Origin of the sequence: Amycolatopsis thermophila (assembly GCF_030814215.1) — a bacterium.
GTDB lineage: Bacteria > Actinomycetota > Actinomycetes > Mycobacteriales > Pseudonocardiaceae > Amycolatopsis_E > Amycolatopsis_E thermophila.
On record NZ_JAUSUT010000001.1, the window covers coordinates 6,508,424 to 6,530,343 of the forward strand.

The 21,920-nt window shown below is 73.0% G+C and carries 23 protein-coding genes; 9 read left to right on the forward strand and 14 right to left on the reverse strand.

All coding sequences use genetic code 11. The features are described 5' to 3' along the window. Positions 1-203 precede the first annotated feature (203 nt). Positions 204-1,430: an RNA polymerase sigma factor gene (locus FB470_RS31885; protein WP_306999596.1), complete on the forward strand. Its 1,227-nt coding sequence runs from the start codon at positions 204-206 to the stop codon at positions 1,428-1,430. A gap of 21 nt (positions 1,431-1,451) precedes the next feature. Here the strand turns inward: FB470_RS31885 and FB470_RS31890 are convergent, their stop codons facing one another. Next, the gene (locus FB470_RS31890) at positions 1,452-2,774 is read right to left on the reverse strand and encodes an MATE family efflux transporter (protein WP_306997560.1); all 1,323 of its coding nucleotides are present in this window, start codon (positions 2,772-2,774) and stop codon (positions 1,452-1,454) included. Between the two features lie 31 nt (positions 2,775-2,805). Next, positions 2,806-3,807, reverse strand: coding sequence for a DHH family phosphoesterase (locus tag FB470_RS31895; protein WP_306997562.1), 1,002 nt, complete (start codon positions 3,805-3,807; stop codon positions 2,806-2,808). 24 nt (positions 3,808-3,831) lie between these two features. On the opposite strand from FB470_RS31895, the gene FB470_RS31900 reads away from it, so the two are divergent. Next, positions 3,832-4,866, forward strand: coding sequence for a TRM11 family SAM-dependent methyltransferase (locus tag FB470_RS31900; protein WP_306997564.1), 1,035 nt, complete (start codon positions 3,832-3,834; stop codon positions 4,864-4,866). Between the two features lie 27 nt (positions 4,867-4,893). Here the strand turns inward: FB470_RS31900 and FB470_RS31905 are convergent, their stop codons facing one another. The 7 genes from FB470_RS31905 to rimP all read right to left on the reverse strand — a co-directional run bounded on the left by FB470_RS31905 (position 4,894) and on the right by rimP (position 11,192). Next, entirely contained in the window at positions 4,894-5,277 is a 384-nt protein-coding gene (locus FB470_RS31905; RefSeq protein ID WP_306997566.1) for a hypothetical protein, read from the reverse strand. 138 nt (positions 5,278-5,415) lie between these two features. Further along, positions 5,416-5,877, reverse strand: a complete 462-nt coding sequence (gene rbfA / locus FB470_RS31910; RefSeq protein ID WP_306997568.1) for a 30S ribosome-binding factor RbfA — start codon at positions 5,875-5,877, stop codon at positions 5,416-5,418. A 12-nt stretch (positions 5,878-5,889) separates the two neighbouring features. Beyond that, positions 5,890-6,183 carry a DUF503 domain-containing protein gene (locus tag FB470_RS31915; RefSeq protein ID WP_306997571.1) on the reverse strand — a complete coding sequence of 98 codons (294 nt, stop codon included), beginning with the start codon at positions 6,181-6,183 and terminating at the stop codon, positions 5,890-5,892. Positions 6,184-6,250: 67 nt separating this feature from the next. Then, the gene (gene infB, locus FB470_RS31920) at positions 6,251-9,160 is read right to left on the reverse strand and encodes a translation initiation factor IF-2 (protein WP_306997574.1); all 2,910 of its coding nucleotides are present in this window, start codon (positions 9,158-9,160) and stop codon (positions 6,251-6,253) included. A gap of 78 nt (positions 9,161-9,238) precedes the next feature. Further along, entirely contained in the window at positions 9,239-9,640 is a 402-nt protein-coding gene (locus FB470_RS31925) for a YlxR family protein (protein ID WP_306997576.1), read from the reverse strand. Further along, positions 9,637-10,662, reverse strand: a complete 1,026-nt coding sequence (nusA, locus tag FB470_RS31930; protein WP_306997577.1) for a transcription termination factor NusA — start codon at positions 10,660-10,662, stop codon at positions 9,637-9,639. The genes FB470_RS31925 and nusA overlap by 4 nt, the downstream gene beginning before the upstream one ends. After that, positions 10,659-11,192: a ribosome maturation factor RimP gene (rimP, locus tag FB470_RS31935; RefSeq protein ID WP_306997579.1), complete on the reverse strand. Its 534-nt coding sequence runs from the start codon at positions 11,190-11,192 to the stop codon at positions 10,659-10,661. Before rimP ends, nusA begins: the two co-directional genes overlap by 4 nt. Positions 11,193-11,299: 107 nt before the next feature. Between rimP and FB470_RS31940 the strand changes: the two genes are divergently transcribed. Next, the gene (locus FB470_RS31940) at positions 11,300-12,229 is read left to right on the forward strand and encodes a ferritin-like domain-containing protein (protein WP_306997581.1); all 930 of its coding nucleotides are present in this window, start codon (positions 11,300-11,302) and stop codon (positions 12,227-12,229) included. Between the two features lie 53 nt (positions 12,230-12,282). Further along, positions 12,283-12,873 carry a hypothetical protein gene (locus tag FB470_RS31945; protein ID WP_306997583.1) on the forward strand — a complete coding sequence of 197 codons (591 nt, stop codon included), beginning with the start codon at positions 12,283-12,285 and terminating at the stop codon, positions 12,871-12,873. On the opposite strand, the gene FB470_RS31950 is transcribed toward FB470_RS31945, so the two are convergent. Both FB470_RS31950 and FB470_RS31955 read right to left on the reverse strand, forming a co-directional pair. Then, entirely contained in the window at positions 12,836-13,471 is a 636-nt protein-coding gene (locus FB470_RS31950) for a hypothetical protein (RefSeq protein WP_306997585.1), read from the reverse strand. The two genes, FB470_RS31945 and FB470_RS31950, sit on opposite strands and share 38 nt — an antisense overlap. A 33-nt stretch (positions 13,472-13,504) precedes the next feature. Continuing rightward, the gene (locus FB470_RS31955) at positions 13,505-14,518 is read right to left on the reverse strand and encodes an aminotransferase class V-fold PLP-dependent enzyme (protein WP_306997586.1); all 1,014 of its coding nucleotides are present in this window, start codon (positions 14,516-14,518) and stop codon (positions 13,505-13,507) included. A 70-nt stretch (positions 14,519-14,588) separates the two neighbouring features. Here FB470_RS31955 and FB470_RS31960 point away from each other — a divergent pair, with 70 nt between their 5' ends. Both FB470_RS31960 and FB470_RS31965 read left to right on the forward strand, forming a co-directional pair. Beyond that, positions 14,589-15,284: a rhomboid-like protein gene (locus FB470_RS31960; RefSeq protein WP_306997588.1), complete on the forward strand. Its 696-nt coding sequence runs from the start codon at positions 14,589-14,591 to the stop codon at positions 15,282-15,284. Positions 15,285-15,295: 11 nt separating this feature from the next. After that, a complete protein-coding gene (locus tag FB470_RS31965; protein ID WP_306997590.1) occupies positions 15,296-16,087 on the forward strand; it encodes a tyrosine-protein phosphatase in 792 nt (263 codons plus the stop codon). 91 nt (positions 16,088-16,178) lie between these two features. On the opposite strand, the gene FB470_RS31970 is transcribed toward FB470_RS31965, so the two are convergent. The 3 genes from FB470_RS31970 to cysD are packed head-to-tail and all read right to left on the reverse strand — an operon-like array spanning position 16,179 to position 19,413. After that, positions 16,179-16,679, reverse strand: coding sequence for a pyridoxamine 5'-phosphate oxidase family protein (locus FB470_RS31970; protein ID WP_306997592.1), 501 nt, complete (start codon positions 16,677-16,679; stop codon positions 16,179-16,181). Next, positions 16,670-18,502 carry an adenylyl-sulfate kinase gene (gene cysC, locus FB470_RS31975; protein WP_306997595.1) on the reverse strand — a complete coding sequence of 611 codons (1,833 nt, stop codon included), beginning with the start codon at positions 18,500-18,502 and terminating at the stop codon, positions 16,670-16,672. Before cysC ends, FB470_RS31970 begins: the two co-directional genes overlap by 10 nt. Next, positions 18,502-19,413 (reverse strand): sulfate adenylyltransferase subunit CysD, encoded by a 912-nt coding sequence (cysD, locus tag FB470_RS31980; RefSeq protein WP_306997597.1) that lies wholly within the window; start codon positions 19,411-19,413, stop codon positions 18,502-18,504. The genes cysC and cysD overlap by 1 nt, the downstream gene beginning before the upstream one ends. A gap of 58 nt (positions 19,414-19,471) precedes the next feature. On the opposite strand from cysD, the gene FB470_RS31985 reads away from it, so the two are divergent. The 3 genes from FB470_RS31985 to FB470_RS31995 are packed head-to-tail and all read left to right on the forward strand — an operon-like array spanning position 19,472 to position 21,915. Continuing rightward, positions 19,472-19,951, forward strand: a complete 480-nt coding sequence (locus tag FB470_RS31985) for a nuclear transport factor 2 family protein (RefSeq protein ID WP_306999598.1) — start codon at positions 19,472-19,474, stop codon at positions 19,949-19,951. A gap of 21 nt (positions 19,952-19,972) precedes the next feature. Further along, positions 19,973-21,139 carry a hypothetical protein gene (locus tag FB470_RS31990; RefSeq protein ID WP_306997599.1) on the forward strand — a complete coding sequence of 389 codons (1,167 nt, stop codon included), beginning with the start codon at positions 19,973-19,975 and terminating at the stop codon, positions 21,137-21,139. Then, positions 21,139-21,915 (forward strand): SDR family oxidoreductase, encoded by a 777-nt coding sequence (locus FB470_RS31995; RefSeq protein ID WP_306997602.1) that lies wholly within the window; start codon positions 21,139-21,141, stop codon positions 21,913-21,915. The genes FB470_RS31990 and FB470_RS31995 overlap by 1 nt, the downstream gene beginning before the upstream one ends. Positions 21,916-21,920 lie beyond the last annotated feature (5 nt).

Sequence of the window (21,920 nt, forward strand, 5' to 3'; positions counted from 1 at the left end):
CGGACAGCAGCCCACGCACGGACGGCACGCGGCTGCTCGCCGCCCGGACCGGACGTGCCGCTGCGAAACAGGCACGGCCGGCCCGCTCAGCGGGTAGGTTCCGGACCGACGGGAGGGGACCGGACATGCAAGTACCGGGCTCGGCTGATCGACGGGGCGGTCACCGGCAACCGGGCGGTCGAGGCGCGGCCGATGCGGTGAGCGTGGTGGACGCGCGGGAGGCGGTCGCCCGGGCCCACCGCGCGGAGTGGGCCCGGGTGGTCGCCACCCTGACCAGGCGGTTCGGCGACCTCGACGTCGCCGAGGAGGCGGCGGCCGAGGCGTTCGCGACCGCCGTCGAACGATGGCCCTCCGACGGCGTACCCCCCAGCCCCGGCGCGTGGCTGACCACCACCGCCACCCGCAAGGCCATCGACCGGCTCCGGCGCGAGAGCAAGCGCGACGACAAGCACAAGGAGGCTCGGCTCGTCCACGACGACGACCCGCCCGAGCCCGCCGGCGCCCTCGAGGACGAGCGCCTCCGGCTGATCTTCACCTGCTGTCACCCGGCGCTGGCGCTCGACAGCCGGGTGGCGCTGACGCTGCGCCTGGTCGGCGGCCTGACCGTGCCGGAGATCGCCCGCGCCTTCCTGGTGCAGGAAACCGCCATGGGTCGGCGCATCACCCGCGCGAAGGCCAAGATCAAGGCCGCTCGCATCCCGTACCGGGTGCCGTCGGCGGCGGATCTGCCGGCACGCGTCTCCGGCGTGCTCACGGTCCTGTTCCTCGTCTTCAACGAGGGCTACCTCGCGACCGGCCCCGGCACCGATCCCGTCCGCCAGGACCTGACCGCCGAGGCGATCCGGCTCACCCGTCTCCTCCGTGCCCTGCTGCCCGAGGACGGTGAGGTGGCCGGGCTGCTGGCGCTGATGCTGCTCACCGAGGCCCGCCGCGCAGCCCGGGTGTCACCGGGCGGTGACCTGATCGCCCTCGACGAGCAGGACCGCGGGACCTGGGACGCGGCGCTGATCGCCGAGGGGCACCGGCTGGTGCGCGAGCGCCTGGCCACCGGGCAGGCCCCGGGCCGCTACCAGATCCTCGCCGCGATCAACGCCGTGCACACCTCCGCCCGCGACTTCCGCGACACCGACTGGTCGCAGATCGTCGCCCTCTACGACCAGCTCGTCCGCCTCGACCCCTCCCCGGTCGTCGCCCTCAACCGGGCCATCGCGGTCGCCGAACTGGAGGGCCCGGCGGTGGGGCTGGCGGCTGTCGACGGTCTCGGCGACAAACTCGCCGGCTACCACCCCTACCACGCGACCCGCGCCGAACTGCTGCGCCGGCTGGACCGCGTCGACGAGTCCCGCGCGGCCTACGACAAGGCCATCGAGCTGGCCGGCAACACCGCCGAGACCGCCCACCTGACCCGCCGCCGCGACCAGCTGGGGTAGACCCCGGCCCGGCCGGGCGTCTCACCGCACGGCGCCGAGCACCGTCCAGCGGTCCGAGCGCCACCGGGCCACCACCGCGGCCAGCCGCAGCACCATGAACAGCGACAGCCCGGTCCAGATCCCCGTCAGCCCCCACCCGAGGCCGAGCGACGCCCAGATCAGCGGCAGGAACCCCAGCGCCGCGCTGACGAGCGTCGCGGTGCGCAGGAAGGCCGCGTCACCCGCGCCGAGCAGCACCCCGTCCAGCGCGAACACCACCCCGGCGATCGGCTGCAGCGCCACGAAGAACCACCACGCGTGCGGCACCTCCCCCAGCACACCCGGATCCGAGGTGAACGCGTGCGGCAGCACCGGCGACACCGCCGCGAACACCACCCCCAGCACGCACCCCATCACCAGCCCGTACCCGGTGATCTGCCCGGCCACCCCGCGCGCCTGCCGCGCCGAGCCCGCCCCCAGCGCGGCCCCGACCAGCGACTGGGCCGCGATCGCGACCGAGTCGAGCACCAGGGACAGGAACGTCCACAGCTGCAGCACGATCTGGTGCGCCCCGACCGCCGCGGTCGACGTGCGCGCCGCGACCGCCGCCGCCGACACGAAGCACGCCTGGAACGCCAGGCTGCGCAGCACCAGATCGCGCCCCAGACCCAGCTGCGCACGCATCACCGCGGGCCGCGGGCGCAACGGCACCTTCTCGGCCACCAGCGCCCGCAGGAACAACCCGGCGCTGATCACCTGCGCCACCACGTTGGCGACCGCGGAGCCCGCCAGCCCCCAGTCCGCGGCGTAGACCAGCACCGGGCACAGCACGGCCGAGATCCCGTTGCCCGCCAGCACGAACCGCAGCGGCCGGACCGCGTCCTGCACCCCGCGCATCCAGCCGTTGCCGGCCATGGTGATCAGGATCAGCGGCGCCCCGAACAGCGCGATCCGCAACCACGACACCGCGGCGCCGGCGATCTCGTCACTGCCCGACAGCACCCGCGCGACCGGCCCCGCCAGCACCTGCCCGGCCACCAGTATGAGCAGGCCGACGACCACCGCCAGCCAGGTGGCCTGCACGCCCTCGCTGACCGCCTCCGCCCGACGGCCCGCGCCGTGCAGGCGCGCGGTGCGCGAGGTGGTGCCGTAGGACAGGAACGTCAGCTGGGTCGACACCTGCGACAGCACGACCCCGCCGAGCGCGAGCCCGGCCAGTGGCAGCGCACCGAGGTGCCCGACGACGGCCGTGTCGACCAGCACGTACAGCGGTTCGGCGGCGAGCACCCCCAGCGCCGGGACCGCCAGACCCAGCACGCGCCGGGCCGGCACCTTCTCCCCGGCGGACTCCACGGTTTCGGACACCCCTGCAGGTTAACGAGGGGGTCCGACGGGATCAGCCGAGCAGGGGCGCCTCCGCCAGCGCCCGCCGCACCATCGCCAGCCCTTCCTCGGCGGTGCCGTGGATCGTGCACCCGGCCGCCAGCCGGTGCCCGCCGCCGCCGAGGCTGCGCGCCGCCTGCGAGACGTCGATCTTGCCGATCGCCCGGAACGACACCGACCACTCCCCCGGCCCCTGCTCCTTGAGCACGACCGCGACCTCGGCCTCCCGCGTCGAGCGGATCACGTCGACCACGCCCTCGACCTCCTCCAGGCGCACCGTGGCGGCGACGTCCGCCGTCACCACGGCGTGGACCAGCCCGAAGCCCTGCGCCGCCTCCGGCTCCAGCCGCGCGGTGGCCAGGACGGCGGACAGCATCGGCAGCCACGCGAACGGGTGATCGTCGATCACCTCGCGGGCCAGCCGGTCCGGGTCCACCCCGGCCTCCAGCAGACGGGCCGCCGCCCGGTGGGTCGACGGACGGGCGCGGCGGAACCCGCCGGTGTCGGTGACCAGCCCGGCGTAGAGACACCGCGCGATCGGCTCGTCCAGCGTCACACCCATCTCGTCGAGCAACGCGAGCACGAGCACCGCGGTGGCCTCGGCGGTGTCGTCGACCAGGTGAACCGAGCCGTAGCGCAGGTTCGAGGCGTGGTGGTCGACGACGAGCACCTCGCCCCCGCCGGAGCGAGTCGCCGCCACCCGGTCGGCCAGCCCGCCCAGCCGCGCCGGGCTCGGGGTGTCGAGGCAGACCAGCAGCCCGGCCGACGGCGGCACCTCGCCGGCCGGCACGAACAGCCCGTCGACGTCCAGGCCGCGCAGGCTCTCCGGAACCTCGGCCGGCTCGCCGAAGGACACGCGCACGGTCGCACCGCGCAGGTACAGCGCGCGGCCGAGGGCCAGTGCGCTGCCGAGCGCGTCGGCGTCGGGGCGGACGTGGGCCAGCAGGGTGACGTCGGTCGCTTCGCGCAGCAGCCCGGCGGCACGCGGGAAGTCGAGCGGGGCGGAGGTGCTCATGCGGGCAAGCTACGCTCCTTCCCGATGTTCGACTACGGGATCCTCCTCTACCCCGGCGCCAACCGCGTCTACGCCGACGCCTCCGCCGGTCTGCTGCGCGCCGAGCTGACGGTCTTCGGCGAGGCCCTGCGCACGCCGCTGTCCGGGATCGGCGAGCGCCGGGTCGGTGGCGTCACCTACGTCACGTTCGCCACGGAGACACCGCTGTCCGAAGAGGACATCGCGCTGCTGTCGAACCTCTCGTCGCTCTACGCGCTGTTCGAGTTCAGCGGCGACCTGCTGCGCCCCCTGGAGATCGCGCCGCTGGACAAGCTGGACTCCGACCTGCTCACGATCCAGAAGTACCCGGGCAAGACCAACGAGCTGTTCACCAAGCTGCTGCTCAACGTCACGCTGCTGTCGCGGGCGGAGCCGGCCGGGTTCCTGACCCGGCCGCTGCACGTGGTGGATCCGTTGTGCGGACGGGGAACCACGCTCAACCAGGCGATGATGTACGGCCTGGACGCCACCGGCCTGGACGTGGACAAGCGGGATTTCGAAGCCTACGAACGGTTCGTCAAGACCTGGCTGCGGCAGAAGCGGATCAAGCACACCGCGGACTCCGGCCCGCTGCGGCGGCACAAGCACCGGCTCGGGCAGCGCCTGGAGATCTCCTACGCGCTGGACAAGGAACGCTGGAAGGCCGGCGACGCGCGCCGGGTCATGTTCTTCAACGCCGACACCCTCACGACCGACGAGCTGCTCAAGGCCGCCTCGGCCGACATCGTGGTGGCCGACGCGCCCTACGGGGTCCAGCACGGCAGCCACCAGCCGGACGAGCTGGCGCGCAGCCCGCGCGACCTGCTCGCGGCGGCCGTGCCGGTGTGGGAGCGGGTGCTCAAGCCGGGCGGCGCGCTCGGCCTGTCGTGGAACACCCACGTCGCCAAGCGGGACGAGATCGCCGCGATCCTCGGCCGCGCGGGGCTCGAGGTCCGCACCGGCGGCCCGTTCGAGGAGTTCGCGCACCGCGTGGACCAGGCGATCCTGCGGGACCTGATCGTGGCCCGCAAGCCCGCCTGAACCCGAGCCGGCGCGTCGCTGCGGACCTCAGGACACGTGCGCCGCCGGCACCACGCCGAACGTGCCCGCCACGAACCGCCAGAACAGGGGCACCGCCTCGGCGACCGGGCGCTCCGCGACCTCGCCACCGGTGCCGACGTGCTCGACCCGCACCCAGCCCGGCACCATCACCACCCGCCGGGACCACGGCCCGGTCACCACCACGGCACCCCACGGGGCCCGCGGCACCGGCCGGTCCACCACGATCAGGTCACCCAGCGAGGTCGTCCCGAGCAGGGGGGCGCCGGAGTCGAGCACGCTGTCCACCACCTCGGCCATGTGGTCGTAGGCCGGGCGGGCGGCGGCGATCTGGCGGAACTCCGCGGCGATGTCCGCCCACGGCCGTGGCCGGAACGGGTACAGCCATCCCATCGACCTCACGTGGACCCCCTCAGATCCGGGCTCAGCGGCAGCGCTCCCGAGATCCAAGCACCACCCGTCAAGGTGCCCGCGACACGAACATGCCCCGCGCCGGCGGGCGCGGGGCACGGACAGCCGGACCGACCGGACCTACTCCTCGGTGTCCTCGTCGTCCTCGGCTTCGCGCGGCTGCTTGTACGGGTCGGGGTCACCCGCGTGCTTGGCGCCGGTCGCGCGGCGGGCCAGCTCGGCGTCGGCCTCGCGGGCCTTGGCCAGCAGGTCCTCGATGTGCCGGGCCTCCTCCGGGATGGTGTCCGCGACGAACGTCAGCGTCGGCGTGAACCGCACCCCGGTACCCTGCCCGACCCGGCTGCGCAGCACGCCCCGTGCCGACTCCAGCGCCGCCGCCGCGCCCGGGAAGTCCGGCTTGGACTCCAGGTTCTCCCCCAGCACCGTGTAGTACACGGTCGCGTCGTGCAGGTCCGCGGTGATCTTCGCGTCGGTGATCGTCACGTTCTTCAACCGCGGGTCCTTGATCTCGTGCTCGATCGCCGACGCGACGATCTGCGAGATCCGCTTGGACAGCCTGCGGGCGCGAGCCGGATCGGCCATCACGCACTCCCCTCAGTCTTCCGGCCCGACCAGCCGGCGGCGGGCGGACAGCAGCTCCAGTTCGGGGCGCTGCGCCACCAGTCGTTCACAGCCGTCGAGCACATCACGAACATGCTCGCCGTCGGCCGCCACCACCGCCACCCCGATCAGGGCACGGCGGTGCAGGTCGAGATGACCGGCCTCGGCGACCGACACCTCGAACCTGCGGCGAACCTCGGCGACGAGCGGCCGCACCAGCGACCGTTTCTGCTTCAGCGACTGGACGTCGCCGAACAGCACGTCGAGCTCGAGAGCACCTACGTACATCAGTTCCCTGTCCCAGGTGAGGCCGCGGGGCCGGTCACCCGACCGGCCCCGCGAACCACTACCCGACTCAGACGCGCGGCTTCTCGCGCTGCTCGTAGGTCTCGATGATGTCGCCGACCTTGATGTCGCTGTAGGACCCGAGCGTGAGACCACACTCGTAGCCCTCCCGGACCTCGACCACATCGTCCTTGAACCGCCGCAGCGAGCTGACCGGCAGGTTCTGGGCGACGACCACGTTGTCCCGCAGCAGGCGCGCCTTGGCGTTGCGGCGGATCTCCCCGGACTGCACCAGGCAACCGGCGATCGTGCCGAACTTGGAGGACTTGAAGACCTCGCGCACCTCGGCGCGGCCCAGCTCGACCTCTTCGTACTCCGGCTTGAGCATGCCCTTGAGGGCCTGCTCGATCTCGTCGATCGCCTGGTAGATGACCGTGTAGTACCGGACGTCGACGCCCTCGCGGTTGGCCCGCTCGGTCGCCTTGCCCTCGGCCCGCACGTTGAAGCCCAGGACGATCGCGTCGGAGGCCGTGGCCAGGTCGATGTCGCTCTCGGTGACACCACCGACGCCGCGGTGGACCACGTTCAGCTCGACCTCGTCGCCGACGTCCAGCTGCACGAGCGACGCTTCCAGCGCCTCGACCGTACCCGAGTTGTCACCCTTGATGATCAGGTTGAGGCTGTTGGTCTCCTTCAGCGCGGAGTCCAGGTCCTCCAGGCTGACGCGCTTGCGCTTGGCGGCGTTCTGCGCGTTGCGGATGCGGGCCTGACGGCGCTCGGCGATCTGCCGGGCCACCCGGTCCTCCTCGACGACGAGGAACGTGTCGCCGGCGCCGGGCACCGACGTGAAGCCGATGACCTGCACCGGACGCGAGGGCAGCGCCTCGGTGACGTCCTCGTTGTACTCGTCGACCATCCGCCGTACGCGGCCGTACGCGTCGCCGGCGACGACCGAGTCGCCGACCCGCAGGGTGCCGCGCTGGACCAGCACGGTGGCCACCGGGCCGCGGCCGCGGTCGAGGTGCGCCTCGATCGCGACGCCCTGTGCCGCCATGTCCGGGTTGGCCCGCAGGTCCAGGGTGGCGTCCGCGGTCAACAGGATCGCCTCGAGCAGCCCGTCGATGTTGATGTTCTCGCGGGCGGAGATGTCGACGAACATGGTGTCGCCGCCGTACTCCTCGGCCACCAGGCCGTACTCGGTGAGCTGCTGGCGGATCTTCTGCGGGTTCGCACCCTCCTTGTCGATCTTGTTCACCGCGACCACGATCGGCGCCTTGGCCGCCTGGGCGTGGTTGATCGCCTCCACCGTCTGCGGCATGACGCCGTCGTCGGCGGCGACCACGATCACCGCGATGTCGGTGGAGTTCGCACCACGGGCACGCATGGCGGTGAACGCCTCGTGACCGGGGGTGTCGATGAAGGTGATCAGGCGCGGATTGCCGTCGAGCTCGGTCTCGACCTGGTAGGCACCGATGTGCTGGGTGATGCCACCGGCCTCCCGCTCGTGCACCCGCGTCTTGCGGATGGTGTCGAGCAGGCGGGTCTTACCGTGGTCGACGTGACCCATCACGGTCACCACCGGCGGGCGGACCTGCAGGTCCTCCTCGCCGCCCTCGTCCTCACCGTAGGTGATGTCGAAGGTCTCCAGCAGCTCGCGGTCCTCCTCCTCGGGGGAGACGACCTGCACGTTGTAGTTCATCTCCGAGCCGAGGAGCTCCAGCACCTCGTCCGAGACGGACTGCGTCGCGGTGACCATCTCGCCCAGGTGGAACAGCACCTGCACCAGGGAGGCCGGGTTCGCGTCGATCTTCTCCGCGAAGTCGGTCAGCGAGGCACCGCGCGGCAGCCGGATGGTCTCACCGCTGCCCTTGGGCAGCCGGATGCCACCGACCGACGGCGCCTGCATGTTCTCCATGTACTCCTGGCGCTTCTGCCGCTTCGACTTGCGGCCCTTGCGCGAGGGACCACCGGGACGCCCGAAGGCACCGGCCGTGCCACCGCGGCCACCGCCGCCGCCACGACCGCCGCGGAAGCCGCCGCCACCACCGGCCGGGGCGCCGCCGCCGCCACCGGGGCGGAAACCGCCGCCACCGCCACCGCCGCCGGGACCACCGCGCGGGGCGCCGCCACCGCGGGGACCACCCGGTCCGCCACGGCCGGCACCGGCACCACGGCCGCCGCCGGGACCACCACGGCCCGCACCACCGGGACCGCCGCCGGGCCGCTGCACGCGGCCGGGCATCATCCCCGGGTTCGGGCGCGGCGGCATGTTGCCCGGGCTCGGGCGGTTGCCGCCACCGGGACGCGGAGCCGGACGATCGCCGCCGGACCGCTCGGCCGGGCGCTCGCCGCCCTGACCGCCGGGACGTGCCGGCGGCCGCGGCGCGGGCGAGCCGGAGCCGACACCGAAGGGGTTGTTGCCGGGCCGCGGGGCGCGCGGACCGGGCTTCGGCCCGGGCTTGGGGCCCTGCGGCTTGGGCGGTACCACCGAACCGGACTGGCCGGTCCCGCCGGCACCGGGACGCGGTGCGGGCTTCGGTGTCTGGGGCTGCGCCTTCGCGGCCGGGGCCTGCTGCTGCGGGGCCGGCTCCTGGGCCGGACGCTGCTGCTGCGGGGCCTGCGGCTGCGCGGCCTCGGGCGCCTGCGGCGCCGGGGCCTGCTGCTGCGGGCCGGGACGCGGGCCGGGCTTGGCGCCCGGGACCGGGCGGGCCTGCGGCTGCTGCTGGCGCGGCGCACCCGGCTTGGGTGCCGCGCCGTTGCCGTTCCCGGACGGCGGGGCCGGCCGGGCGCCGCCGGACCGGCCGGCGGGCTTGCTGTCCTTGGTGACGAAGGCGTCACGCAGCCGCCGGGCAACGGGTGCCTCGACGGTCGACGACGCCGACTTCACGAACTCGCCCTGCTCCTTCAGCTTGGCGAGAACTTCCTTGCTCGTAACCCCGAGCTCCTTCGCGAGCTCGTGCACACGGGCCTTGCCTGCCACTGCTCTCCTCAACTGGTGAGGCCGGGCGGCAAAACCCGCTCGACCTCGTCCTATCGTCGCGCGTTCATGGCTTCAGCTTCACGGCTGACTCATGACGGGTCGACCTGCTTCCTTCATTCCATCCGGAGCGGGGCCTTCCCCCGCTCCATGCTTCCCGGTGAGCTTCCCGAGGTGCTCGCGCAGCCCCGCCGCGTCGAGCGTCCCGTGGACCCGAAGGGCCCTGGGAAACGCCCGCCGCCGCTCGGCCTTGGCCAGGCACTCCGGGGCCGGGTGCACCCAGGCACCCCGTCCCGGCAGCCGCCGACGCGTGTCGGCGACCAGCCGCCCGTCCCGCACGACCACTCGCAGTAGCTCACCGGCCGTAGCCCGCTTCCGGCATCCCACACACGTCCGTACCGGGGTGTGCCCCGGGTGGTCCGAGCGAGGGGTAACCGAGCGCGAACTCCGCACCACCGTCGAGTTTAACTCCTGGCCTGTCACTCAGCCGAACCGGTTGTCGCGTGGGCCGCGTCCTCCGGCTCGGCACCGGCTGCCGCATCGCTGCGGATGTCGATGCGCCACCCGGTGAGCCGGGCGGCCAGGCGGGCGTTCTGGCCTTCCTTGCCGATGGCCAGGGACAGCTGGAAGTCCGGCACCACCACGCGGGCCGTCTTCGCACGCTCGTCCACCACCTTGACCGACACAACCTTCGCCGGCGACAGCGCATTCCCGACGAAGCGAGCCGGGTCCTCGGAGTAGTCGACGATGTCGATCTTCTCACCCCCGAGTTCGCTCATCACATTGCGTACCCGCTGACCCATCGGGCCGATGCAGGCGCCCTTGGCGTTGACGCCGGGCACCGTGGAGCGGACGGCGATCTTGGAGCGGTGCCCGGACTCGCGCGCGACCGCCGCGATCTCGACGGTGCCGTCGGCGATCTCGGGGACCTCCAGCGCGAACAGCCGCCGCACCAGGTGCGGGTGGGTGCGCGACAGCGTGATCGACGGGCCGCGCGAGCTGCGCGACACGCTCACCACGTAGGCCTTGATGCGGGCGCCGTGCTCGTAGTTCTCCCCCGGCACCTGCTCGCCCGGCGGCAGCACGCCCTCGGTGTCGCCGACCTGCACGATCACCATGCCGCGGGCGTTGGCCCGCGCGTCGCGCTGGATGACGCCGGCGACGATCTCGCCCTCACGGGTGGAGAACTCGCCGTAGGTCTTCTCGTGCTCGGCGTCGCGCAGGCGCTGCAGGATGACCTGGCGGGCGGTGGTGGCGGCGATGCGGCCGAACCCCTCGGGGGTGTCGTCCCACTCCTCGTCGACCTCGCCGTCCTCGGTCAGCGTGTGCGCCAGCACCCGGACGACCCCGGTCTTGCGGTCGATGTCGATGCGCGCGTGCGGCTGGTGCCCCTCGGTGTGCTTGTAGGCCGTGAGCAGGGCCGTCTCGATGGCCTCGAGCACCGTCTCGAAGGGGATGTCCTTGTCCCGCTCGATCGCGCGCAGGGCCGCGATGTCCACGTTCACTTCGGATCCTCCTCCGGCTCGGTGGTGTTGTTCCCCGAGGCGTCCTGGTCGAGCAGCTTCAGCTCCTCGGTCGGTGGTTGCCTGAACTCGATCTCGATCACGGCCTTGGCCACGTCGGCGTAGCGCACGTCCCTGATCTCCCCGGCCACCAGCACGCGCACGGAGTGCTCGCCCGCGTGGCCGACGCGGCCCACGTACTCGGCGCCGTCCTTCGGGGTGATCCGCACCAGGCGGAACCGCGAGCGGCGCCAGTGGCGGGGCCGGGTCAGCGGGCGGTCGACGCCCGGCGAGGTCACTTCGAGCGTGTAGGCGCCCGCGATCAGCTGCTCGTGCTCGTCCAGCGCGGCCGAGACGGCACGGCTGATGTCGGCGACCTCGTCGAGTCCCACGCCGTCGTCGGAATCGACGACGACCTTGACGAGCTTGCGGCGGCCCGCCTGCTGGACGTCGAGCGCGTCGAGGTCGAAACCCGCGCCGGACACGGCTTCGGCCACGATCGGCTCGAGCCGGGCGGCGAGTTCTCCAGGCACCTTGGCGCTCTCCTGTTTGGTCTGCTGTCGGTCGGTGGGGAACCAGCTTATCTTGTTGCCCCCGGTCACCGCCCGTGGTCACCGGCCCCCTGGCAGGATGGGCGCACGTGAGACCCCGTACCCGTCGTGACGTCCTGCGCGCGAGCGCCCTGGCGGCACTGGCCGTCCCGCTCGCGGCGTGCCAGACCGGCTACTCCGACGAACCGGATCCGCTGGCCCTGCTGGCCGAACAGGCGCGGGCCGACGCGGCCGCCGCCGACGCCGTGGCCGCGTCCTCGTCGGCGGACGCGGCGGTGGCGCGCGAGTACTCCGCCGCCCGGACCGCGCACGCCCGCGCCCTGCAGTCCGAAGTGGACCGCCTCAACCGGCCGAAGTCGACGGCGCAGCCGGTGGTGGCCGCCCAGCAGGGCATGGCCGGGCTCAAGCAGCGGCTGGCGACGGCCCGCGCGCAGGCGGAGGCCCTGGTCGGCGGGCTGCCGCGGTACCGGGCCGGGCTGGTGGCCGCGGTCGCCGGCGGGTGCGCCGGGCTGCAGCAGGTCGGCAGCAACCTGGGGCCGGGCACCGACCCGGGCCAGGTGAGCGCGCCCTCGTCGGCCGTCCCGCCGGAGTCGGCCGGGCCGCTGCAGCAGGCGCTGTCCGCCGAGCACGCCGCGTTGTGGATCTACGGGCTGGTCAGCGCGTTCCTGCCGGACGCCTACACCGCCGGGGTCGCCGAGGGCACCGCCGAGCACCAGGACCGGCGCGACGCGTGCGTGCGCATGCTGACCGCGGCCGGGGTGGAGCCGGAGGTGGCCGAGCCGGCGTACATCACGCCGAAGCCGGTCACCGACGCCACCTCGGCGAAGAGCGTGGTGGCCACCGCCGAGGCCGACGCCGCCACGGCCTGGCGGGGCGTGCTGGAGCAGACCGACGACGCGGCGCTGCGCGCGGTGGCGCTGAAGGCGCTGCTGGCCTCGGCCCGCCGCGGCACCCGCTGGCGGGAGGCCGCGGGCGAGCACCCGGTGGCGATCGTGCTGCCGGGGTCCGCCCAGAGCTGAGAGGACGTAGCCTTCCCCGGGACCCCGCGGACACGTTCGAGCGAGGACGGCACGTGCTGACCCTGACCCGCACCCTGACCGGCATGACCGAGGAACGGGCGGCCCGCCTGCGCGGCCTGTTGCTGCGCCAGCTCGTCCGCCTCCGGCTGGGACCGTCGGGCGAACCCGTCGTCCGGCACCTGTTCCTGGTCCCACCGGCCCCGGGCGGGACGCGCTACACCCTCTACGAGGCACCCCAGACGCTGGTCGACGCGCCGCTGCACGAGGTGCAGGGCCGGGCGCTGAGCGAGCTCCTCACCGCACGGGGCGACCCCCGCCTGCTGCCCGCTGCGGGCGGGCGCTGGGAGGCTGTGGACCCCGGCCGTCGCGGTGTTTACGTCGGCACGTGCGCCCGGTTCGGCGGATCGGGGGCGGCGACCACGATCACCCGGCTGGTCGACCACACCGCGGCGGTCATCGTCGTCGACGAGACGCACCGGCCGGTGGACCTGCGCAGCACGAAGGACCTGGTCCTCGCCGACCGGCACGTGCCGGCCTCACCCGCGGTGCCCGGCCTCGGCGAGCCGGCGTTCCTGCTGATCGACTCCCTGGTCGGCTACCTGCGCGCTACGCGCCCGGCGCCAGGTCCAGCGCTTCCCGGCTGATCCGCCGCAGGGTGGCGTCGTCGGTGCGCCCGTCGAAGAACGCGGACAGCACGATCGTCACCGAGCTGCCGGTGGCCCGGGACAGGTAGTCGCCGTCGGCGAGTTTCGGGGCGCCCTGGATCTTCGCCGTACCGTCGCGCACCAGGTCGTTGACGTTGCCCGTGCCGTCGGTGTCCACGAGCTTCTTGAGCTGCTGGGCCTCCTCCGGCGAGGGCATCGCGACCACCGCGACCGACACCAGCGCGCGCGAGGACCCGGCGCTCGTCGTGTACAGGGCGCGGGACAGCCGCTGGCACGGATGCTGCCCGAACCACTTCTTCACGTCGGCGTAGGCGTTGGCGGCGCAGTCGGTCGCGGCGACCGGGCCGTCGGTCATCACGAACTGGAACTCCCGGGCAGGCGCCTGGGCCACGGGTGGCGTGCCGCCGGAGTCGTGCCGGACCAGCCACCACACCAGCCCCGCCACGACGGCGACGGCCAGCAGGGCGAGCCCCTTGAGCAGCGGACCGCCCGTTCGCCGGGGCGCCGCCGCTTCCGCGGGCACCCGGGGCATCGGCGCGGTGTCGCCGCGGCCGGGAGAGAACTGCGCACCAACCACGGGTGGACACCGTAGCTCACTCCTGTGAGTGACCTACCGCAAAGCGTCCAGAAGCCGTTCGACGTCGTCTTCGGTGTTGTAGAGGTGAAAGCCCACGCGCGCCTTGCCGGCGCGGGCACTGGCCACGATCCCGGCGCGGGTGAGCGCTTGCGGGTCCGCGTCGAGCGCGACGATCGCGCTGCCCCGCTCGGGCAGCCCGAGCCTGGTCAGCAGGGTGTCGGCGAGTTTGACGTCGTGCGCGCGCACCGCGGCCAGGTCGAGCGAGGCCAGGTAGGGCAGCGCGGCGGCGGCCCCGACGTGGGAGAACCAGACCGGCGACAGGTCGAACCGGCGGGCGCCCCGGGCCAGGCGCAGCGGCATGCCGTAGGTGGTCTGCCACGGGTCCTCCCCCGCGTACCAGCTCGCGGCCACGGGCGTGGTGCGCTCGGCGACCCGCGGGTGCACGGCGAGCCAGGCGCAGCCGCGCGGCGACAGCAGCCACTTGTAGCCGCCGGCCACCACCCAGTCGGCCCAGTCCAGCTCCAGCGGCATCCACCCGGCGGCCTGTGTCGCGTCGAGCGCGACCGGGACGCCCGCGGCCTCGCACTCCGCGCGCAGGGCGTCCAGGTCGGCCAGGGCGCCGTCGGCGGACTGCGCGACGCTCACCGTGACCAGGTCGTGCCCCCGCACCGCGCCGGGCAGCTCGGCGAGGGGCACCTCCGTGATCCGCGCGCCGCGGGCGGCGAACGGGAAGGTGGTGCTGGTGAACTCGCCGCTGGCGGTCAGCACCCGCGCCCCCTCGGGCAGCCCGGCCGCGACCATCGCGAGCATCTGCGCCACCGCCGAGCCGATCGCCACCCGCTCCGCCGGCACGCCGACCAGGTCCGCGAAGGCGCGCCGCGCCCGCTCGACGTAGGGCTCGAAGTCGCCCGGCTGGTCACCGCCGGAGCGCCAGCGCGCGACCGCGGCGGCCACCTCCTCGGCCACTGTGGCCGGCGGCACACCGATGCTGGGGGTGTTCAGATATCCCTGCGGTACGGCGAAATCGGCTCCGAAGGCTGTGCGCATGCCCGGACGCTAACCGACCCCGAACGGGTGGTCACAGTGTTTTCACAGGAGCAGCGGGAAGACTGCGTGGGTGCCCCGGATCCGCTTCCGCCTGCCCAGCCCGGTCAGCACGCCGTTCACCTTCTGGTACCTGACGGTGCTGCTGGCCACCACCGGCCTGCAGCGCCTGCTGGGCGAAAGCATCTCGGCGCGGCTGCTCGAACTGGCGAGCACCGACGCGCACAACCTGTGGCACCGGCCGGTGATGAGCCTGGTCAGCAGCGCGCTGTGGCTGGGCGACGACGGCTGGCTGGTGTACGTGATCATCTTCACGCTCGCCGTGGCGCCGCTGGAGCGCCGGATCGGGGCGGGGTGGACGTTCGCGGTGTTCGCCAGCGGTCACGTGCTCGCGACGCTGGCGACGGAACTGCCGGTGATGTGGGCGATCGGCGCCGGCGCGCTGCCCCACACCGACGGCCGGTGGCTCGACATCGGCGTCAGCTACGGGTTCTTCGCGACGGCGGGCGCGCTCGTGCCGGTGCTGGCTCGCCGGTTCCGGGCGATCGCGGTGCTGGCCATCGAGGCGGGCATCGTCGTGATCTACCTCATAGACGCGCCCGGCACGCTGGGCGCGATCGTGACCCTGGCCGGGCACCTGATCGCCGCGCACATCGGGATGGTGGGCTGGTCGCGGTGGTTGCGGCGGCACGGCGTGGCCGGGACGCTCCCCCGTCCGGCCGAGCCCGGTGATCGGGTTCGCCCCTTGGCGGGATCGGCGGCGCGGTGAACGATGGGGAGATGCACTGGCTCGAACTGGAGGGCGCGGCCAACGCCCGCGATGTGGGCGGCACGCCCACCGAGGACGGCGGCGCGATCGCGGAGCGGCGGCTGCTGCGGTCGGACAACCTGCAGGGCCTGACACCGGCCGACGTCAAGGTGCTCGTCGACGACATCGGCCTGACGACGGTGGTCGACCTGCGCGGCACGCCCGAGGTGACGCGGGAAGGTCCGGGGCCGCTGCGGAGCGTCGAGTCGGTGCGGCACCACCACTTCTCGGTGCTGCCGGAAAGCGGCGAGGCCACCGACGCCGCGGCCGGCGACGTCGGCGACGCGCTGTACCTGAACCGGCGGAAACGGACGCTGGAGCGCTTTCCGGACGACGTGATGACCGCGCTGTACCTGGGCTACCTGGAGGACCGGCCGGAGAGCATCGTCGGCGCGTTGCGGGCGATCGCCACGGCGCCGGGTGCGGCGCTGGTGCACTGCGCGGCGGGCAAGGACCGCACCGGCGTGGTGACGGCGTTCGCCCTGACCGTGGCCGGTGCCCGCCGGGACGCCGTGATCGCCGACTACGCCGCCAGCGGCGAGCGGATCCGGGAGATCCTGGCGCGGCTGCGCGGGTCCGAGACGTACGCGGGTGACCTGGAGAGGCGCCCCGATGACGACGACCACCGCCCGAAGCCGGAGAGCATGGAACTGTTCCTGGAGCAGGTGGACGAGCGCTACGGGGGCGTGCCGGCGTGGCTGGCCCGGCACGGCTTCGGCGAATCCGACGTGGCGGCGCTGCGGAGCAAGCTCCGGGACCGGTGAGGCCGGGCGCGGCGCGGATCGTCGGGGCACGTCCGTCCGGATGCCGGGCGCCCGCGCCGCGGCGCAGGGCTGGTTCACCCGGCGCGGCGGATCAGCGCGGCGCCGGGGCCGTGGTCCCGCCCAGCGGCATCGGGTCGAGGCCGAGTTTGCGGTGGTCCCACGAGCGCGTCCGCACCGGGTCGATCCGCACCACGACGCGCTTGCGCAGCATCATCTCCACCGCCGGGCGCAGGTCGTCGGAGTAGGGCCCGTAGTAGCGCTCGAACACGTTCACCCCGACGGCCCAGATCTCGTCCGGGTCCTCGCTGATCACGCCGCGCCCCTCGATCGACACGCCGCGCAGCTCGTCGTAGGTCAGGCCGTCCTCGATCAGGCAGGTGATCCGCGGGTCGCGGCGGAGGTTGACCGCCTTCTGGGACTTCGCCTTCGTCTCCAGCCAGATCGTGCCGTCCAGCACGGCGAACCACATCGCCACCAGGTGCGGACCGCCGTCGGCGCCGACCGTCGCGATCGTCGCCGTCCGGCTGCCCGCCACGAACGCGGCGATCTCCGCGCCGGTCATGCGGATCCGCGCCCGCTGGTTCACTCCCACCACGCACTCCTGTTCAGCAGGGTCAGGATCCGCGCCGCCGGATCCTCGTCGTCCGGCCGCAGCACCAGATCCGGCGCGGACGGCGGCTCGTAGGGATCGTCGATGCCGGTGAACCCGCGGATCTCCCCGGCGCGGGCCTTGGCGTACATCCCCTTCGGGTCGCGCGCCTCGCACACCGGCAGCGGCGTGTCGACGAACACCTCCAGGAACGGCAGCCCCGCCCGCTCGTGCGCCTGGCGCACCCGCTCCCGGTCCTGCCGGTAGGGGCTGATCAGCGACGCCACCGCGACCACCCCGGCGTCGGCGAACAGCCGCGCGACCTCCCCCACCCGCCGCACGTTCTCGGCCCGGTCCTCGGCGCTGAACCCGAGGTCGGCGTTGAGCCCGTGCCGCAGGTTGTCCCCGTCGAGCAGGTACGCCGGCCGCCCCGCCGCGACCAGCCGCCGCTCCAGCTCGACCGCGATCGTCGACTTGCCCGACGCCGACAACCCGGTCAGCCACACCGTCAACCCGCGCGTCGCGCGTTCCTCCCGGCCGACCGCCGCCGCGTGCCAGACGACCCGGGACGCGGGCAGCGCCGGGCCGGTGATCATGCCGGCCGCCACCGTGTTGCCCGTCGTGTCGTCGACCAGGATGAAACTGCCCGTCGCCCGGTTGCGCCGGTAGGCGTCGAACAGCAGCGGCTTGCGGGTCCGCAACTGCACCCGCCCGATCTCGTTGAGCGCCAGCGCTCGCGCGGACTCGTCCCGGTGCAGCGTGTCGACGTCGAGCCGGTACTCCAGCTTCTGCACGGCCGCGGTCGTCTCCGCCGTGGTGTGGCGGATCGTGTACGTCGCGCCCGGCGTCAGCGTCCCGGCTCCGGCGAGCCAGCACACCATCGCGTCGAGGTCCTGCCCGGTGTGCGGCCGGTTCGCCGGACGGCAGATCAGATCGCCCCGCCCGACGTCCAGGTCCCCGGTCAGCTGCACCGTCACCGCCTGCGGCGGGAACGCCTCGGTGACCGGAAGCCCGCCCGGCCCCCAGATCGCGGCGACCCGGCTGGACAGCCCGGAGGGCAGCACCACCACCTCGTCCCCCGGCTTGAACACCCCGCCCGCCACGGTTCCCGCATACCCGCGGAAGTCCCGCCCCGCCTGGCGGATCACGTACTGCACCGGCAGCCGCGCGTCGATCAGGTTGCGGTCGGAGGCCACGTGGACCTCCTCCAGGTGGTGCAGCAGCGACGTGCCCTCGTACCAGGGCATGCTGGCCGACCGGTGCACGACGTTGTCACCGTGCAGCGCGGACACCGGGATGAACGACAGGTCGGTGACGTCGAGTTTCATCGCGAACCGGCGGAAGTCCTCGCGGATCTCGGCGAACCGTTCCCGCGACCAGCCCACCAGGTCCATCTTGTTCACGCAGAGCACCAGGTGCGGGATGCCCAGCAGGGAGGCCAGGAACGCGTGCCGCCGCGACTGCTGCACCACGCCCTTGCGGGCGTCGACCAGGATCAGCGCGAGGTCCGCTGTGGACGCTCCGGTGACCATGTTGCGCGTGTACTGGATGTGGCCCGGGGTGTCGGCGATGACGAACTTCCGCCGTGGCGTGGCGAAGTAGCGGTAGGCCACGTCGATCGTGATGCCCTGCTCGCGTTCGGCGCGCAGGCCGTCGGTCAGCAGCGCCAGGTTCGGGTAGTCCTCGCCGCGCTGCCTGCTCGCCCGCTCCACCGCCGCGAGCTGGTCGGTGAACAGGGACTTGGAGTCGAACAGCAGCCGCCCGATGAGCGTGGACTTGCCGTCGTCGACGCTGCCGGCCGTGGCCAGGCGCAGGAGCTGGGGCATCAGAAGTAGCCCTCCTTCTTGCGGTCCTCCATGCCGGCCTCGGAGATCCGGTCGTCGGCACGGGTCGCCCCGCGTTCGGTCACCCGCGTCGCGGCGACCTCGGCGACGACCTCGTCGGCCGTGCTCGCGGTGCTCTCGATGCAGCCGGTGCAGGTGGCGTCCCCGACCGTGCGGAACCGGACGCTCGCCTCGTAGGGCTCCTCGCCGCCGAGCAGCCGCAGGAACCTGGTGTGCGCCAACAACATCCCGTCGCGCTGCACGACCGGGCGGCGGTGGGCGTAGTAGATCGGCGGCAGCTCGATGCGCTCGGCCGCGATGAAGGACCAGATGTCGAGCTCGGTCCAGTTCGACAACGGGAAGACCCGGATGTGCTCGCCGCGCCGGTGCCGCCCGTTGTAGAGGTTCCACAGCTCGGGCCGCTGGTTGCGCGGATCCCACTGGCCGGACTCGTCGCGGAAGCTGAACACCCGCTCCTTGGCACGCGCCTTCTCCTCGTCGCGGCGCGCGCCGCCGAACACGGCGTCGAACCCGCCCTCGCGGATGGCGCGCAGCAGGGTGGCGGTCTGCAAGCGGTTGCGGGAGGCGCGCGGGCCGGTGTCCTCGGTGACGCGGCCGGCGTCGATGTCGTCCTGCACCCGCGCGACCTCCAGGCACAGCCCCATCCGCTCCACCACACGGTCGCGGAAGGCGATCACCTCGTCGAAGTTGTGGCCGGTGTCGACGTGCAGGACCGGGAACGGCAGCGGCGCGGGCCAGAACGCCTTGGCCGCCAGCGCGAGCATGACCACCGAGTCCTTGCCGCCGGAGAACAGCAGCACCGGGTGCTCGAACGTGGCCGCCACCTCGCGGAAGACGTGCACCGACTCCGCCTCGAGCGCATCGAGGTGGGACAGCTCGTAGACCGTGGACACCCGCAAAAATTAGAACACGTTCTTGCCAGCGGTCAACCGGGCGAGCATGCTGGTGCGCATGGACCTCACCGCGATCGAGGCGATCCGCCGGACCAAGCACGCCTACCTGCGCTGCGTGGACCTCAAACGCTGGGACGAGCTCGCCGGCACGCTCGCCGAGGACGCCACCGCCGACTACGGCACCCCCACCTACGGCGACCCGATCCGCCTGACCGGCCGCACCGCGATCGTGGACTTCCTGCGGAAACGCCTGGTCCCGGAGATCATCACGGTGCACCTGGCCACCCAGCCGGAAATCGACGTCGACGGCGACACCGCCACCGGCAGGTGGGCCTTCCAGGACCAGGTGATCGCCACCGAGCACAACGTCGCGATCGTCGGTGCCGCCTTCTACGAAGACCGCTACCGCCGCGAGGGCGACGGCGCCTGGCGGATCACCCACACCGGCTACGTCCGCACCTACGAGGCGATGCTCTCGCTGGCCGACCTGAAGAGCTTCCGGCTCACCGCGAACCGGTGGGCCGTCCCGTCCGCTTAGAACCCGTTCTAGGAGTTGCCGGTGCTCACGCAGCCGTTCGCCGACGCCCTCGCCGAGGCCGAGAAGATCATCCGGGAGGCCCCGCACATCGCCGGCGAGCAAGACCTCGTCGAGGGCCTGGACTACCTCGCCGGCAGCATCCGCGCCTCGCTGCAGATGGCCTGGGCGTACGAGAAGGACTTCCCGTTCTTCGTCCGCTCCACCGGCCCGTACACGAAGATGGGCCTGGACAACCCGGACACCCTCTACTTCCACTCCTACCTGCGCGACGACGCCGAGTACGTGGTCACCGGGCAGCGCGGCACCACCGCCGACCTGAGTTTCCAGGTGCTGAGCGGCGACTACTCGCCGGTCGAGGTACCGGACAGCCTCACCGCCTTCGACGACCGCGCGTTCGACATCGACGACGACGGCCGGTTCGAGATCCGGTTCGGGCCCGGGCTGAGCGGTCGCAACCGCTTCACGCTCGGGCCGGGCTCGGCGATGCTGATCGTGCGCGAGGTGTTCAGCGACTGGGCACGCGAACGCCCCGGGATGGTCCGGATCCACCGCGCCGGCGCGGAAGGCCAAGCTCCCCCGCCGCTGTCGCACGACGCGCTGGCCAAGCGGTACGGCGTGGCGGGCAAGATCCTGCTCTCCCGGCTGCGCACGTTCCTCGCCTTCCCCCAGTGGTTCTACCTCGACCTGCCGGTCAACACGCTGACCGAGCCGCGCACCACGCCCGGCGGCCTGAGCACCCAGTTCTCCTCCGTGGGGCACTACGACCTCGACGACGAGCAGGCGATGGTCGTGACGGTGCCCCGCTGCGCCGACGCGCCCTACCAGGGCATCCAGCTGGGCAGCATGTGGTACGTCTCGCTGGACTACGCACACCACCAGACGAGCCTGACCGCCGACCAGGCACGCGTGGACCCGGACGGCAGGATGCGGTTCGTCATCAGCGAGCGCGACCCCGGCGTGGCGAACTGGCTCGAGCGCACCGGTCACCGCCGCGGGTACGTCCAGATCCGGTGGCAGCGCACCGCGCGCGACCTCAAGCCGGACGACGGGCCGGAGGTCGAGGTCGTGCCGGTGGCACAGCTGCCGGAGAAACTGGCGTACTACGAGCAGGCGACGGTGACCCCCGCGGAGTGGTCCGCCCGGATCGCGGCCCGGCAGGCCGCCACGGCCGCGAGGATGCTGGGCTGATGTTGTTGCGCGACAAGGTCGTCGTGGTCTCCGGGGTGGGCCCGGGACTCGGCCGCTCGATCGCCGTGGAGAGCGCGCGGGCCGGCGCCGACGTGGTGCTGGCGGCGCGCACCGAGTCCCGCCTGGCCGAGGTGGCCAAGGAGATCGACGAGCTGGGCCGCCGGTCGATCTCGGTGGCGGCGGACATCACCAGCGACTCCGACGCAACGCGCCTCGTCGAGGCCACTGTGGACGCCTTCGGCCGGGTGGACGCCCTGGTGCACAACGCCTTCGCGGTCCCGCCGATGACCGATCTCGCCGAAGTCGACCTCGACGGCGTGCGCGCCGGGTTCGAGGCGAGCTCGATCGCGGCACTGCGGCTGACCCGGCTGTTCCTGCCCGCGCTGGAGACCACGGGCGGGTCGGTGGTGATGATCAACTCGGCGGTGCTGCGACACTCCCGGCAGCCCTACGGCCCGTACAAGATGGCCAAGGCGAGCCTCCTGGCACTGGCGCAGAGCCTGGCCAGCGAGCTGGGGCCGCGCGGGATCCGCGTCAACACGGTGGCACCCGGCTACATCTGGGCCGATTCACTGAAGTGGTACTTCGGCTACCTCGCCGAGAAGCGCGGGATCACCCGGGACGAGGTCTACGCCGAGACCGCGTCCGCGATCGACCTGCGCCGGCTGCCCGAACCCGACGAGATCGCCGACGCGGTGATCTTCCTGGCCTCGCCGATGGCGCGGGCCGTCACCGGGCAGTGCCTGGACGTCAACTGCGGCGAGTACCACCACTGAGGGGG

What these genes read in the sequence shown, in the direction of transcription:
- FB470_RS31965 (WP_306997590.1), top strand. Translation starts at nt 15,296, where the DNA reads ATGCACTGGCTCGAACTGGAGGGCGCGGCCAACGCCCGCGATGTGGGC.
- FB470_RS31985 (WP_306999598.1), top strand. Translation starts at nt 19,472, where the DNA reads ATGGACCTCACCGCGATCGAGGCGATCCGCCGGACCAAGCACGCCTAC.
- FB470_RS31900 (WP_306997564.1), top strand. Translation starts at nt 3,832, where the DNA reads ATGTTCGACTACGGGATCCTCCTCTACCCCGGCGCCAACCGCGTCTAC.
- FB470_RS31915 (WP_306997571.1), bottom strand. Translation starts at nt 6,183, where the DNA reads ATGTACGTAGGTGCTCTCGAGCTCGACGTGCTGTTCGGCGACGTCCAG.
- FB470_RS31895 (WP_306997562.1), bottom strand. Translation starts at nt 3,807, where the DNA reads ATGAGCACCTCCGCCCCGCTCGACTTCCCGCGTGCCGCCGGGCTGCTG.
- FB470_RS31995 (WP_306997602.1), top strand. Translation starts at nt 21,139, where the DNA reads ATGTTGTTGCGCGACAAGGTCGTCGTGGTCTCCGGGGTGGGCCCGGGA.
- cysC (WP_306997595.1), bottom strand. Translation starts at nt 18,502, where the DNA reads ATGCCCCAGCTCCTGCGCCTGGCCACGGCCGGCAGCGTCGACGACGGC.
- FB470_RS31905 (WP_306997566.1), bottom strand. Translation starts at nt 5,277, where the DNA reads ATGGGATGGCTGTACCCGTTCCGGCCACGGCCGTGGGCGGACATCGCC.
- rbfA (WP_306997568.1), bottom strand. Translation starts at nt 5,877, where the DNA reads ATGGCCGATCCGGCTCGCGCCCGCAGGCTGTCCAAGCGGATCTCGCAG.
- FB470_RS31955 (WP_306997586.1), bottom strand. Translation starts at nt 14,518, where the DNA reads ATGCGCACAGCCTTCGGAGCCGATTTCGCCGTACCGCAGGGATATCTG.